The 14,551-nt window shown below is 73.7% G+C and carries 9 protein-coding genes; 2 read left to right on the forward strand and 7 right to left on the reverse strand.

Annotated features, from left to right (window positions below):
- Window positions 1-9: 9 nt before the first annotated feature.
- Genes IRY44_RS27475 through IRY44_RS27485 form a run of 3 tightly spaced genes read right to left on the reverse strand, consistent with a single transcriptional unit; the run spans window position 10 to window position 3,997 of the window.
- A complete protein-coding gene (locus IRY44_RS27475) occupies window positions 10-1,293 on the reverse strand; it encodes an ABC transporter substrate-binding protein (RefSeq protein WP_269697287.1) in 1,284 nt (427 codons plus the stop codon).
- A gap of 21 nt (window positions 1,294-1,314) precedes the next feature.
- Window positions 1,315-2,910 carry an FAD-dependent oxidoreductase gene (locus IRY44_RS27480; RefSeq protein WP_194803090.1) on the reverse strand — a complete coding sequence of 532 codons (1,596 nt, stop codon included), beginning with the start codon at window positions 2,908-2,910 and terminating at the stop codon, window positions 1,315-1,317.
- 40 nt (window positions 2,911-2,950) lie between these two features.
- Complete coding sequence (locus tag IRY44_RS27485; RefSeq protein WP_194803091.1) at window positions 2,951-3,997, reverse strand: LacI family DNA-binding transcriptional regulator; 1,047 nt, start codon at window positions 3,995-3,997, stop codon at window positions 2,951-2,953.
- A 383-nt stretch (window positions 3,998-4,380) separates the two neighbouring features.
- Here IRY44_RS27485 and IRY44_RS27490 point away from each other — a divergent pair, with 383 nt between their 5' ends.
- Window positions 4,381-4,866: a hypothetical protein gene (locus IRY44_RS27490; protein ID WP_194803092.1), complete on the forward strand. Its 486-nt coding sequence runs from the start codon at window positions 4,381-4,383 to the stop codon at window positions 4,864-4,866.
- A gap of 1 nt (window position 4,867) precedes the next feature.
- Here the strand turns inward: IRY44_RS27490 and IRY44_RS27495 are convergent, their stop codons facing one another.
- The 4 genes from IRY44_RS27495 to IRY44_RS27510 all read right to left on the reverse strand — a co-directional run bounded on the left by IRY44_RS27495 (window position 4,868) and on the right by IRY44_RS27510 (window position 11,787).
- Window positions 4,868-5,677, reverse strand: a complete 810-nt coding sequence (locus IRY44_RS27495; RefSeq protein WP_091427497.1) for a metal-dependent hydrolase — start codon at window positions 5,675-5,677, stop codon at window positions 4,868-4,870.
- A gap of 119 nt (window positions 5,678-5,796) precedes the next feature.
- Window positions 5,797-8,307, reverse strand: a complete 2,511-nt coding sequence (locus tag IRY44_RS31400; protein ID WP_194803093.1) for a serine/threonine-protein kinase — start codon at window positions 8,305-8,307, stop codon at window positions 5,797-5,799.
- Between the two features lie 80 nt (window positions 8,308-8,387).
- Window positions 8,388-9,713, reverse strand: a complete 1,326-nt coding sequence (locus IRY44_RS27505) for a glycosyltransferase family 4 protein (RefSeq protein ID WP_281599749.1) — start codon at window positions 9,711-9,713, stop codon at window positions 8,388-8,390.
- Window positions 9,714-9,843: 130 nt separating this feature from the next.
- The gene (locus IRY44_RS27510) at window positions 9,844-11,787 is read right to left on the reverse strand and encodes an amylo-alpha-1,6-glucosidase (RefSeq protein ID WP_194803095.1); all 1,944 of its coding nucleotides are present in this window, start codon (window positions 11,785-11,787) and stop codon (window positions 9,844-9,846) included.
- Window positions 11,788-11,829: 42 nt separating this feature from the next.
- On the opposite strand from IRY44_RS27510, the gene IRY44_RS27515 reads away from it, so the two are divergent.
- A complete protein-coding gene (locus tag IRY44_RS27515) occupies window positions 11,830-14,550 on the forward strand; it encodes a glucosidase (protein ID WP_194803096.1) in 2,721 nt (906 codons plus the stop codon).
- Window position 14,551: the final 1 nt, after the last annotated feature.

Consider the following 14,551-nt stretch of genomic DNA (forward strand, 5'->3'; position numbering starts at 1 on the left):
TCCTCGGCCCTACTTCGCCAGCAGCGGCTGGATCTTGGAGCAGACGCCGTCGAGTACGCCCTTGACGTCCGCGTCCGCCTTCCACAGCGGGTCGAGCGCGGCGCGCACCTGCTGGCTCAGCTCGGCCTGCCCGGAGTGGCTGGGCTTGACGGTGCCGTTGGTGATGCCGTCGATGACGACCTTCTGCAGCTGCTCCGGCTTGAGCTTCGGGTTCGTCTTCGCCAGCGTCTCGGCGGTCAGCTGGGACTGCCGCGGCGGCGGGAAGAACTGGGCCAGCTTCGCCGAGTTGGTGGGGTTGGTGAAGAAGGCCAGGAAGTCGGCGGCCTGCTCGGCGTGCGGGCTCTTCTTCATCACGCCGATGCCGGCCTGGCCGACCACCGCGTACGGGCCCTTCGGGCCGGCCGGCAGCGGGACCAGGTCCCAGTCGAAGCCGTTCTCCTTCAGCAGGGAGGCACGGGAGATCTGGGTGACGGTCATGGCGGCGTCACCGGCGAAGAAGTCGGCGGTCGTGCCCGGACCGGGCAGCGCCTTGCCGGTGAAGATCGCCTTGTGCAGCGTGGTCATCGCCTCGACCATCTCCGGGCTGTTGAACCCGCAGCTGCGGCCGTCCTCGCTCCACGCCTGGGCGCCCCAGCCGGTCCAGAACGTGGCCAGGTTGTCCCAGCCCTTGTAGTCGAAGTCGCGGACCACGAGCCCGGCCTTGCCCGACTTCGCGGCGGTGGCGCCGGCCGCGGCGAGCGCGGTGTCCCAGTTCCACTGCCCGGCCGCGATCAGCTCGGCCGGGGTCTTCTGCCCGGCCTTCTTGAGCATGTCGTTGTTCACGAACACGCCGAACGGCGAGGTCGAGAACGGGTACGCGAAGAGCTTCCCGTCGTTCTGCCAGAGCTTCAGCGTGGCGGGGGACAGGTCGTCGTACTGGTAGCCGTCGGCCTTCTTCAAGGTGTCGTCGAGCGGGCTCAGCGCGCCGGAGGCGACGAAGTCCGGCGCCGAGTTCTCGAAGATCCACGCGAGGTCCGGCGCGTTGCCGCCGGCGATCTGCGTGGTCAGCGTCGTGGTGTAGTTCTCGAACGGCAGCGGGTCGAACTTGATCTCCGCGACGTCCGGGTTGTTCTTGCGGTACTCGTCGGCGATCTCGTTGAACAGCTTGAGGTGCGCCTCGTTCGCCGACCAGACGGTCATCCGCAGGCTCGCCGGACCGTCGTCCTTGGCGTCGCCGCCACCGCCGCAGGCGGTCAGGGCGAGCACACCGGTCATGGTCGCCGCGACCAGGCCGGACAGTCTTCCGTATCTCACTTTCTTCTCCTCACCGGGGGTTCAGTAGCCCGCGATCTGCGGCCAGCGGCATTCCACGCCGGCGGCCGAGATGCGGTCCGTGAATTCGGCCAGCAGGCGGGGGGTGCCGCGGACCGCGCGCGGGGACTCGCCCCGCGCAAGGCAGAAGTCGGCCAGCAGGCCGGCGACCTCACCGACGTTCCACTCGACCGGGTGCAGTCGGTAGCTGCCGTTGGTGATGTGCGTGGTGCCGATGTTCTTGCCGGCCGGCAGCAGGTTCTCCATCCGCTGCGGGATGAGCGCGCCGAGCGGGATCTCGAACGGGCAGGAGCCGACGTCGATGTAGTTGTCGCCGCCGGTCGACGGGTGCAGGTCGATGCGGTACATGCCGACGCCGATCGAGTCGGGGTAGCTCACCGCGCCGTGCTCGCCGCGTACGGCCAGGGAGAGGTCCTGCTCGACCACGGTGTACTCGGCGCGGATGCGGCGCGACTCCCGGATGTAGGGCGCCTGCGCCAGCCCGTCGGGGCTGCCGGTCACGTCGCCGCGCAGCCGCAGCCCCGGGTAGCCGGTGCCGCCGTCGGCGCGGGGCGCCTCGGTCTGCAGCCAGTACAGGACGGAGTACGACAGCTCGCGCGCCTGGGACAGGTGCCAGGACGCGTTCGGCACGTCGATGACCGGGCCCTCGAAGTAGTCGATCATCGGCCAGTTGACGAGCGTGATGTCGCTGCCGTACGCGCCGTCGACGAAGTTGCGCCGCGCCGCGATGCGCCGGAACGTCCACAGGTTGCCGTCGCCCGGGTTGAGCCGCTGGTCGGCGTTGACGCCCAGCGGGTCGTCGTCCGGGTTCGGCGTGAAGCTGCGCTCGACGATCTCCAGCGTGCGCGGGTGCGGCGACCGCCAGGACAGCAGCCGGTCGCCCCAGAAGTCCGGCTTGTAGTCGCGCCAGAAGTCGTAGCCGGCGGGCCGGTCGATGGTGTGGTCGCCGTCGACGTGGTCCAGCGCGAAGCAGACGGACACCGCCTGCATGTTCAGCGGCTGAGCCTCGGCGGGCGCGCTCGGCTCACCGGTCTGCGCCTGCGACTCGAACCCGGTCACGTACTCGGTGCCGGTCAGCGGCAGCAGCTCACCGGTCTCGGTGGCGTCCAGGACGTACGGCGCCTCCACCTCGATCCGCTCGTCGCGGTCCCGATGGGCGAGCGTGACGCCGGTGACCCGGTCGCCGTCGGTCTCGGCCGCGACCGGCCGGTAGGGCTGCAGCACCGTCAGCCGCCCGGACCCCCGGTACGGCGCGAGCATCTGCTCCAGGACCGCGACCGCGACGCGGGGCTCGTGGCAGAGCCGGCTCACCCAGCCGGCACCCGGGTTCAGGTCGGTCCACGCCCGGGACCGCTCGGTCAGCGGGTAGTGGCGGCGGTAGTAGTCGCGGATGCCGTCGCGCAACTCCCGGTAGCTCGCGGTGGCGCCGAACTGCTCGATCCAGGAGTGCTCGTCCGGCGGGACCGCCTGGCTGGTGAGCTGCCCGCCGAGCCAGTCGAACTCCTCGGTCAGGATGACGGACCGGCCGGCACGGGCCGCGGCCAGCGCCGCGGCGACACCGCCCAGTCCGCCCCCGACGACGAGGACGTCCGCACGCATTAGTACCACTTGCTTCCTTCCAGTTGCGCGGCCGGGCGTGTCAGCGCCGGTCGGCCGCCGATCCAGGGACGCCGAGGGTGTCGCCCTCGACGAGTTCGCAGGGCAGGAGCCGTTGCTGGAGGCCGCCGGCGCTGCCGTCGATGACGCCGGTCAGCACCTCGACGGCCTGGCGGCCCATCTCCTCGCGCGGGATGCGGAACCCGGTGAACGTGATGTCGGTGGGCACCGGGACGGTCGGGTCGCCGAGGGTCACGACGGACAGGTCACCGGGCACCGTCAGCCCCTTGCGGCGGGCGGCCGCCTCCAGCGCCACGGCGGTGGCGAAGTCCTCCACGAAGGCGACGGTGCTGCCGTCGGCCCGCAGGTCGTCCACTGTGGCGTCGGCGGTCTCCGCCGTCGCGGTGATCTGGCGGGCGCCGTCCGCGCCGGTCGCGCCGGCGTGGAAACCGCTGCGCCGGTCGTGCGAGGACTCGGCCGAGGTGCCCATGCCCACGTACGTCAGACGCCGGTGTCCCAGTTCCACCGCCCGCTCGGCCAGCCGGTGGACCGCGCTGGCGTAGTCGGCGCCGACGTAGGGCACCGGGCCGCCGGCGTCGTCGCGGCGTCCGACGGCGACGTAGGGGAACCCGTCGCGGTTGAGCCGGAGCAGCTCCGCGCCGTCGATCTCCCGGCCGAGCAGGATGCAGCCGTCGGCCAGCCGCAGCCGGTTGTCCTGGTGGAAGATGCGCCGCCGGCCGTCCACCACCGGGGCGCTGGTGAACAGCAGCAGGTCGCAGCCGACCCGTTCGGCGTACTCCTCGATGCCGAGCAGGAACGGGTGGAAGAAGTCCCGGCTGCCGCTGGGGAAGGCCGGCTCGTAGGTGAAGACGCCGATGATCCGGTTGAACCCGGAGGCGAGGCGGCGGGCGGCCGGATCGGCGGCGTATCCCGTCTCGGCGATGACCTGCAACACCCGGTCCCGTGTCTCCGGCGCGATCCGGACGTCGGCGTCGGTGCGGTTGTTGAGCACCAGCGACACGGTCGCCTGGCTGACGCCGGCCATGCGCGCGATGTCACGCTGGGTGACACGCCTGGGGGGAGGGGTCACGTCGGTCCTTCCACTTCCGCTAATGCGTATTAGCGATCGGGTCGGGATGGAGCCTCTCTGCTCTCCCGGCGTCCTGTCAAGGGGTGGCCGGAAGATTTCCGTTCGATGAACTCCCTGATGTAATGCGGATTAGCAACCGTGTCCGCCGCCGTCCGGCGGTTGTTCGGGCGGAGATCTTGACAAGGGTCGACCGAGCGCGCGACAGTAGGCGAACCTCGCGCTAATGCGCATTAGCGTGTCGTCGATCGTCCGCGCGGACGATCGACGACTACTACTTCCCTACTCAGAGTGATGCCGGGCGCGGCCTCTGTCCGCCGCCGTCCCGGGCACTACCGTTCTCATCGGACGGTCGTGGCGCCGTCCGCACGGGGGAGGGGGACAACGTGGGCACCACTGTCGCTCGTCATCTCGCCGGAGCAGTCGCGGCGTGGCTCGTCGTCGTCGCGGAGGCGGTCGCCGGCTACCTCGGCCTGCTGGCGTACGCGCTGGTCACCGGCGCCGACCCGGGCGGCCTGCTGGCCGGACCGCTGCTGGTACTGATCGCGGCGCTGCTCGGTGTGGCGGCGCTGCCGCTGCTGTTCGCGCCGGCCGTCGCGCTCGGTGCGGCGGCGGGACGGCGGCGGGCCGGTCCGGCGCTCGCGTACGCCGGGCTCGTCGCAGTCGTGCTGGCCGCCGGCTACACCGCCGCGACGGCGGTCGCCACGGACGTGCCCGGCCCTCGGGTGCCGCTGGTGGCCGGGATCGCCGCGCTGCTGGCCCTCCCGCCGACGGCGGCGTACGCGCTCACCGCCCGCGGCGTGGGCTGGACCGCCCGGCTGATCCGGGCCCGGGCGGCCACCGCCCGACCGGTACGCGCCGAGGCGCGCTGACCTACACCTGGATGTCGAAGCGCTGCAGCACCGACGGGGCGACCAGCCCCACCGCGGCCAGGACGGACAGGATTGTCATCGCGGTGCGCAGCACCACCGTCTCGGCCTTGCTGCCGGTACGCAGGGCGATCTTGTTGGGCAGGCCGACCATCGTCCACATCCGGCGTTTGATCGGGATGGGCCACAGGATCGGCACCCCGGCCCGGGTGATCATGTCGCCGAGGATGTGCACGAAACAGCCCACCCCGACCGCGAGCCCGATCATCGGATAGCCCCGGTCGCCGGGCAGGTTGGCGAACGTGAACCAGGCCGCGGCGGCGGACACCAGCGTGACCACCACCCAGCCGGCACGCTCGGCCCACTTGTCGAACAGCCCGCGCAGCGCCAGGCCGATCATGAAGAAGAGGATGCCGACCACCGCCCACTTGCCGTAGTGGGCGCACAGTGCGGTGGTGCCCCAGCCGACGAGCACGGTGAACGGGATGGTGTGGGTCAGCGTGCGGTGCCCGTTGTTGCGGCGCGGGTCCTTGCTCAGCTTGGTGGCGTAGTAGACGCCGAGCGAGATCTTCTCCATCACCTCGGCGACGAAGAGGCTGACCACGCCGAAGGTGCGGGCCACGGTGGCGCCGCCCTGGTTGCGGGTGACCTTCCCGGACAGGTCCAGGTCTGGGAAGAGCGCCCCGCCGGCGCAGACCGCGGTGCCCACCGCCAGGGCCAGCGGTGTCTGGTGGTAGTCCGCGAACTGGGCCATCGCCCAGGAGCCGGTCAGCCACACCGCCGCGCCCGAGAGCGCGTGGGACGGTCCCATCATCTCGGCTCGCCCTTCCCGAAGATCTTGATCCACAAAAACTACGCCACTGTAGTCAGCCCGTGCGACAGCGGGGCATCAGCCGGACGGTCCACTGGGGAAGTGGTGCCCACCGCGCCGCATCAGCCCGCGGTACGGGTGGGCCGGACCGTGCCGAGGCTCGCGCGGATGACGGCGAACTGCTTCGAGGCGGCGGGCCAGTCGGCGTCGGAGGTGGTCCAGCCGAGCGTCCATCCGGCCCGCTCGCCTGGCAGCACGCGCAACGCGCGCATCCGTTCCCCGTACGGCGCGGTCCAGCGGCACTCCCACGCCGCGCCCTGGCCGTCGGACTCCAGCCGGACCTTCTGGTAGTGCGGCAGCCGGCCGGCCGAGGTGAGATCCCGCTCGGACGACTTCAGCCGGCCCACCGGATCACCGCCCGGGTACGGCTCGACGCCCAGGATGCGCCGCGTCTCCGGGTCCTGGAAGCAGGTGGTGTCGCCGGAGCGCAGCTGCAACCAGCCGGCGGGCAGGGCGATCCGGAAGCCGCCGGTGTCGGCGGGCCAGACCCAGCCGGCCGGAACGGTCACCGGCGGGTCGTCCGGTGGTGGTCCCTTGCGGACCGGTGTACCGGCCACGTCGGGCCGGACGCAGGGGAACGGCGGAGGCGGCGCGCCCGGCCCGGGCGGGCGGTCCCACGGGCGGGCGACGGCCTCGGTGGAACTGCCCGCCTGCGGCGGATCGTCGCGGCCACCGGTGATAGCCAGCGCGGTGCCCACCCCGGTCGCCACCGCCAGCAGCACGGCGCCCAGCACGATTCCCCAGCGGTGCAGCGGGTTCCCGTCGCCGGAGGTGAGCGGGGGATCGGCGGGGCGGGGGACACCGGCGGGCCGGGGCGGGGCCGGGTGAACGGCGCCGCTGTCGACCGGCCCGCTGTGGGCGACCGGTGGAGGCTTGCCTACCGGCGCGGCGCCGGGGCCGACGATGTGCACCGGGCTGAGGGCGTCGGCGCGGGGCGCCGACTCGGGGCCGCCCGGGCTGCCCGGGTCGACGAAGCTGGTGAGGACGGTGGGGCCGAGGCTGATCGGGGCCGGGCGGGCCGGCCCGCCCCGGGACGGTTCCGCGGTCGCGGCCTGCTCCGGTTCGGCCGCCTGGCCGCGTTCCGGTTCACCGGGCCGGGCGCTCGTCGGTGGTGCCGCGCGACCCACAGCGGCCGCGCGGCCGACCGCACCCGAGCCGCCGTCCCCGGCCGGGCCACCGGCGGGCGGACCGCCCGCCGCGGAGGGCCCACCGACCGTCCTCGGGCCTCCGACCACCTGCGAACCGCCGCCCGGGCCGGCCGCGCCCGCGCCGACGACCGTGCCTCCGACAGCCCCTCCGACCGCTCCCGAGCCGCCGACCGCTCCCGAGCCGCCGTTCGCGTCCGGACGGAGGTTTCCCTCCGCACGGCCGATCGGCGCCGACGAACCGGCCGCGTCCGTGCGCCCGAGCGCTCCCGAGCGGCCGGCCGGGGACGCCGGACCGCCGATGTCCGCGCGGGCGGCCGGGACCGAACGGGCGCCCGCACCGGCCGGACCGGAGGCGTCGGCCGCCTCGCCGCTCGGTGGCGCGCGGTCGCCCTCGGCGGGCGGGGCCCACTCGCTGCGCTTCGCCGCCCGGCTCCACGCGCGGGCGGCGGCGGCCGGTGGCATCAGGTCCGGGTAGATGCCACCCGGGGCCGCCGGGTTCCCCGGTGACCCCGGCTCGTCACCCGCCGCGTCGGCCTCGCGTCCGCCGGCCGGCCGCTCGGCCGGCGCGGCGGTGGCGCGGCCCGCCGACCCGGCGGCCTCCGCGTCGGCCTCCGACACCGCGGCGACGCCGAGCAGGCGGGCCGTCTCGCGGTGCCCCAGGCGGGTACGCGGATCGCGCCGCAGCAGCCCGGTCAGCACCGGCGTCAGCGGGCCGGCGTGCGGAGCCGGGTCGGGCGGCCGGGTGGCGAGCGCGGCGAGCGTGGCCATCGCGGTGCTGCGGGCGTACGGGGAGCGGCCCTCCACCGCGGCGTGCAGCGTGGCGCCGAGCGACCACATGTCCGCCTCGACGCTCGACACGCCGTCGGCGGCCCGCTCCGGGGCCACGTACTGGGGGGAGCCGAGGACCAGGCCGGGCCGGGTCATCGCGCCGTCGCCGCCCTGGAACACGGCCAGCCCGAAGTCGGTGAGCAGCACCCGCCCGTCCCGGGCCAGCAGCACGTTCGCGGGCTTCACGTCCCGGTGCAGCACCCCGGCGTCGTGCGCGGCGCGCAGCGCGGCGAGCACCGACAGGCCGATCTCGGCGGCCCGGCCGGGCGGCAGCGGCCCGTCGGTCTCGATGATCTCCTGGAGCGAGCGCGACGGGACGTACTCCATGATCAGCCAGGGTTCGCCCTGGACCCGGACCACGTCGTAGACCCGCACCACGTTGGGGTGGTTGAGCCGCGCGGACGTCCGTGCCTCGCGCAGCGTACGGGCGCGCAGCTCGTCCTGCTCGTTCTCGGCGAGCCAGTTCGGCGGCACGACCTGCTTCACCGCGACCTCGCGCTGCAGCTCCTCGTCGCGCGCCCGCCAGACCTGGCCCATCCCGCCGCGGCCGACCAGTTCGAGCAGGCGGTACCGCCCCGCGATCAATACCTCCCGCACCGCACTCCTCACCGCTGGTCAGTGGTCCACAATAGCCAACGGATCGGACGGTACCTATCGCATGTCAGTGCGTCATGCCCCTAACTTGCGGCGCCGGCGAGCAGGTTCCCCTCCGGGACGGTGATCGGGGACCGGTCGCCGGCCAGCAGGGCGGTGGCCCGGCGGGCCTGGAACGTGTCGTGGTCGCGGCGGGCGGTGGCATAGGCGGCGGCGGTGCGGGCGGCGATCGCCGACCAGGTGTAGCGCCGGCTGACCATGCTGCGCGCCTTGCGCGCCACCCGCCGGGCGAACACCTCGTCGCCGAGCAGCCGGTCGACGGCACCGGCCAGCGCGTCCGGGTCGCCGTGCGGGAACGTCACACCGGTAACCCCGGGCTCGACGATCTCCGCCAGCCCGCCGGTACGCGCGACCGCGAGCGGCGCTCCGGCGGCCGCCGCCTCCAGCGCGATCATGCCGAACGGCTCGTAGAGGCTGGGGATCACCGTGGCGTCGGTGGCGGCGAGCACCGCGGGCAGTTGAGTGGCGTCCATGAAGCCGGCGAACCGGACCGTGTCCCCGAGGTGCAGCCGCCGCGCCTGGTCGACCAGCTCGTCCCGGTACGGCCCGTCTCCGGCGATCACCACCCGCAGGCCGGGGTGCCGCCTCGCCAGGTGCGGCACGGCGTGCACCAGGTGCTGCACGCCCTTCTCGTAGACCAGGCGGCCGGCGTACCCGACGAGCGGCCCGCCCGCGGCGAAGCGTGCCCGGGCGGAGGCGACCGCGTGCGGCCGCGCCCGCCAGGCCCGGTCGTCGACGCCGTTGGCGACCACGTCGATGCGCCCGGACGGTACGCCGAACAGCCGGGCCACCTGGTCGCGCATGTACCCGGAGCAGGCGATCACCCGGCCGGAGGCGTTGCTCAGCCAGTGCTCGACACCGTGGATGGTGCGGTTCATCTCCTCCGGCAGCCAGCCCTGGTGCCGGCCCGCCTCGGTGGCGTGGATGGTGGTCACCAGCGGCACGTCCAGGTGCTCGGCCAACGTGACGGCGGTGTGCGCGACCAGCCAGTCGTGGGCGTGGATCACGTCGTAGGTGCCGGACGAGGCGGCGCGCAGCGCGGCCCGGGTCAGCGTGTGGTTGAACGCCATCGTCCAGGCCAGCAGCGAACCGGTGGCCAGCGGGAACCGGACCGGATCCTCGGCGGCGCGGACGACGCGCACGCCCTCGGCGTACTCCTCCAGGGGAGCGCCCTCGGCGTGGCGGGTGACGACAGTGACCTCGTGCCCGGCGGCGGCAAGCGCCACTGACAGCGCGTGGACGTGGCGGCCGAGGCCACCGACGAGCACCGGCGGGTACTCCCAGGAGAGCAGCAGCACCCGCAGGCGCCGGGCGGGCTGGATGTCGATCACTTCGGCGTCAGCTGACACGCGGCCCCCTTTGAGTTGTGGCGTCCCCACCCCGGCGGCGGCGTCGCCGCGGTGTCCGGTGGGGTCGGCACCCATCCTGCCGAGGGGTCGATAACCGGCGGCGACGCGCCGGTTGCCGGTCTGTAACGCGTTACCGGCGCATCCGCCGCGCGCGCAGCAGCTCGGCCACCGACCACGCCTGGAACGGGCAGCCGGTGGCCGCGTGCGGCGCCGCGCCGTCGGCGGTCTCGCTGACCGAGCCCAGGCCGTCCTCGGCGAGGTGGCCCACCAGACCCACGAGCAGGTCGTCGGTGGGCAGCCCGGCCCGGCGGTACGCGTCCAGCAGCGGCCCGGTCAGCCACGGCCAGACGGTGCCCTGGTGGTACGCGGAGTCCCGCTCGGCGGGTCCGCCCCGGTGCCGCCCGGTGAAGCCGGGGGAGTCCGGGGCGAGGCTGCGCGGCCCGAGCGGGGTGAACAGCGCCTCGGTGATCCGGCGCAGCGTGGCCTCGTCCGGGTCCAGTGGCGCGTGCGGCAGGGACCAGGCGAGCAGCTGGTTGGGGCGCAGCAGGTCGTCGTCGTGGTGTGCGGCCCCGCCCAGCGGGTACGCGGGCGCCGGCGCGTCCACCACGTCGTACAGCCAGCCGGCCGGGGCGGGGAAGCGCTCCCGGAACGCGGCGGTGGCCCGGTGGTGCAGGGCGTGCAGCGCGGCGGCGTCGCGTCCGGCCAGCTCGGTCAGCTCGGCGAGCCCGGCCAGCCCGTTGATCCACAGCGCGTTGACCTCGACCGGCTTGCCGGTACGCGGGGTCACCGGTACCCCGTACACCCGGGCGTCCATCCAGGTGAGCGCCACGTCCGGCGGGCCGCCCTGGGCCAGCAGCCCGTCGGCCGGGTCGACGCCGATGCCGTACCGGGTGCCCGCGACGTGCGCCTCGACCACGCCGTGCAGCGCGGGCAGCAGCTCGTCGCCCAGGTCGGTGTCGCCGGTGACGGTGACGTGCCGGTGCACCGCGTGCAGGAACCACAGCGTCGCGTCGACGGTGTTGTACTCGACCCGGCCGGTGTCGGCCGTGTTCGCCAGCATGCCCTCGTTCAGCGTGGCCGCGTACGCCCGCAGCAGGTCCCGGCCCTCGTCGGCCCGGTTCGTGCACAGGAACAGCCCCTCGTAGGAGATCATCGTGTCCCGCGACCAGGCCCCGAACCAGGGGTAGCCGGCGACCACGTCCGGGCCGGTGGCGGTGCGTACCACGAACGCGTCGGCGGCGAGCGCGAGCGTCGCCTCGACCGCGTCGCCGGGTTTCGCCGCCGCCACCACCGCGCGGCTGCGCCGCCGGGCCGCCTCGACCACGGCGGTCGCCGGCGGCGGCTCCTCGGCCAGGTCGTCCGCCCAGGCCAGCACCGACACGGTCGCGCCCGGCTCGTCGAGCGCGCCGGTGAACCGGCCCGCGTACCAGAGGTCCTCGTCCGGGTGCAGGCCGCGCTCGGCCTCGGTCCGGTGGCGGACCCCGTGCCACCACTGCCCTTCCGGGGTCCAGTCCGGTCCGGCCAGGCGGTACGCGCCGTCGACCACCGCGCCGCCGGCCGCCGGTTCCAGGCGGGGTGCGGGGCCGTCGGCGCGCCGCTCGCCGTGCGCGTCGCGCCAGGTGCAGGCCGCGGCCAGGTCCAGCCGCACCGGGCCGCCGGAGATCAGCCGGTGCACCACAGCGACGCAGGAGCGGCCGTACGTCATGGCGATCTCCCGCTCGATCACCACGTCGCCGACGCGCCACCGCCAGCGCGGCACCCCGTCGGCCAGGTCGAAGTGCTCCAGCAGCTCGAAGCCACGCGGGTCGACCACGCCCGAGGACCACTCGTGCGCGCCGAGGCGGACCTGCCGCCCGGACGGCAGCGTCACCGCCGGGTCGAGGCTCACGAGTCCCACCTTGCGGGACGCCGGCGTGTCATCGGCCACCACGAGCAGCCCGTGATACCGGCGGGTACGCAGCCCGGCAACGGTGCCCATCGCGTACCCGCCGCGCCCGTCCGTGACCAGCCATTCCCGCGCGGTGGCGGCGGACAGCTCGCCGCAGACCCGCGGCCCGAAACGGATGTCGATCAACTTTCCTCCACCGGCAGCGAGGTGTGACATGCCACGGCGACAATGGCCGCTGTGGAGAAGTACCCCGGTGGCGTCGAAGATGTGCCAGTGATCACCGACCGGTCGACCTCCGCGTCCCCCGACCCCGAGCGGCACCGGCTCGCCCAGGCCGACGCCGGGGAGCAGGACTGGCGCGCATGGGGCCCCTATCTGTCCGAGCGGGCGTGGGGGACCGTCCGGGAGGACTACAGCGAACACGGCACGGCGTGGGACTACTTCCCCCACGACCACGCGCGGTCCCGAGCGTACCGGTGGAACGAGGACGGCATGGCCGGCGTCTGCGACGACCGGCAGACGTTCTGCTTCGCCCTCGCGCTGTGGAACGGGCGCGACCCGATCCTCAAGGAGCGGATGTTCGGCCTCGGCGGCGACGGCGGCAACCACGGGGAGGACGTCAAGGAGTACTGGTGGTACCTCGACAGCACCCCGACGCACTCCTTCATGCGCTGGCGCTACCACTACCCGCAGGCCGCCTTCCCGTACGACGAGCTGGTCGCGGTGAACGCGCTGCGCGGCCGGGACGACACCGAGTACGAGCTGGTCGACACCGGCATCTTCGACGACGACAGGTACTGGGCGGTGACAGTCGACTACGCCAAGGCGTCACCGGTCGACATGTGCGTGCTGGTCACCGTGGCGAACCGGGGCGCCGAGGACGCGACACTGCACGTGCTGCCCACGCTGTGGTTCCGCAACACCTGGGCGTGGGGCCTGCCCGGCACCGACCGGATGCCGAAGCTGACCGGCGAGGAGGCCGGGGCGCAGGGCGGCGCCCGGCTCGTCGGTGACCACTGGGTGCTCGGCCAGATCCTGCTGGAGGGCGACGGCGACCCGGTGCCGCTGCTGTGCGACAACGAGACGAACGCCGAGCGGCTGTGGGGGCTGCCGGGGCGGTCGGCGTACCCGAAGGACGGCATCAACGACCACGTCGTGGCCGGCGCCGCCACCGTCAACCCCGACCGCACCGGCACCAAGGGCGCGCTGCACTACGTGCTGGACGTGCCGGCCGGCGAGCAGCGGCAGATCCGGCTGCGGCTGACCCGTACCGCGCCGCCGCCGGCCGCCGCGCCGCCCGCCCCGGCCGACCTGGGCGACGGGTTCGACACCGTGCTGTGGGCGCGCCGGGCCGAGGCGAACCGGTTCTTCGACACCGTCATCCCGGCCGCCGCCACCGCCGACGAGGCGCTGGTGGCCCGCCAGGCGATCGCCGGGCTGATGTGGGGAAAGCAGTTCTACCACTTCGACGTCGAGCGCTGGCTGGCCGGCGACCCCGGCTCGGCGCCGCCGCCGGCCGGCCGCCGGCACGGGCGCAACAGCGCCTGGTGGCACATGAACAGCTTCGACGTGATCTCCATGCCGGACCCGTGGGAGTACCCCTGGTACGCCGCATGGGACCTGGCCTTCCACTGCGTCACCATCGCCCGGGTCGACCCGGGCTTCGCCAAGGAGCAGATCCTCCTGCTGCTGCGCGAGTGGTACCTGCACCCCAACGGGCAGATCCCGGCGTACGAGTGGGCGTTCGGAGACGTCAACCCGCCGGTGCACGCCTGGGCGGCGCTGAAGGTCTTCGAGATCGACGGCTCCCGCGACCACGAGTTCCTCGCCCGGGTCATGCACAAGCTGCTGCTCAACTTCACCTGGTGGGTCAACCGCAAGGACACCGGCGGCAACAACGTCTTCGAGGGCGGCTTCCTCGGGCTGGACAACGTCGGCCCGTTCGACCGCTCGGCCGCGCTGCCGGTCGCCGGGACGCTGGAGCAGTCCGACGGCACCGGCTGGATGGCCATGTACGCGCTCAACCTGCTCGACATGGCGATCGTGCTGGCCGAGCACGACCGCGCGTACGTGGACACCGCCACCAAGTTCTTCGAGCACTTCGCGTACATCGCCGCGGCGGCGTACCACCAGGGGCTCTGGGACGCCGAGGACGCGTTCTTCTACGACGTGCTGCGTCTGGCCGACGGCACGAAGGTGCCGCTGAAGGTCCGCTCGGTGGTCGGGCTGCTGCCGCTGGCAGCCGTCACCCGGCTGACCGCCCGGACCATGCGCCGCCTGCCCGAGCTGGGCGCGCGGCTGCGCTGGTTCCTCACCAACCGCCCCGAGTACGCCGAGGTGATCGGTGCCCGCCGGCTCGGGCCGGACGGCCGCCAGCAGCGGCTGCTGTCGATGGTCGCCCCGGACCAGGTGGTACGGCTGCTGGCCCGGATGCTCGACACCGACGAGTTCCTCTCCGAGTACGGGCTGCGCACGCTGTCCCGGGCCCACCTGGACAAGCCGTTCACGGTCACGCTCGGCGGGCAGGAGTTCAGCGTCGGCTACGAGCCGGCCGAGTCGACCAGCGGCCTGTTCGGCGGCAACTCCAACTGGCGCGGCCCGATCTGGATGCCGACGAACTTCCTGCTGATCAGCGCGCTGCGCGACTACGCCGCGTTCTTCGGCGACGACCTCCAGGTCGAGTACCCGACCCGGTCCGGGGTGAAGCGCACCCTCGACGAGATCGCCGACGACCTGTCCGCGCGGCTGATCTCGCTGTTCACCCGCGACGGGTGGGGACGGCGACCGATCTACGGGGCCGCGCAGCTGTTCCAGACCCACCCGGACTGGCGCGACCTGATCTGCTTCCCGGAGTACTTCCACGGCGACAACGGCGCCGGCCTGGGCGCCTGGCACCAGACGGGCTGGACCGCGCTGGTCGCCGACCTGATCCTCACCCTGCGCCGCTGAC

Source organism: Micromonospora sp. ANENR4 (genome assembly GCF_015354395.1).
In the GTDB taxonomy this organism is placed as follows: domain Bacteria; phylum Actinomycetota; class Actinomycetes; order Mycobacteriales; family Micromonosporaceae; genus Micromonospora; species Micromonospora aurantiaca.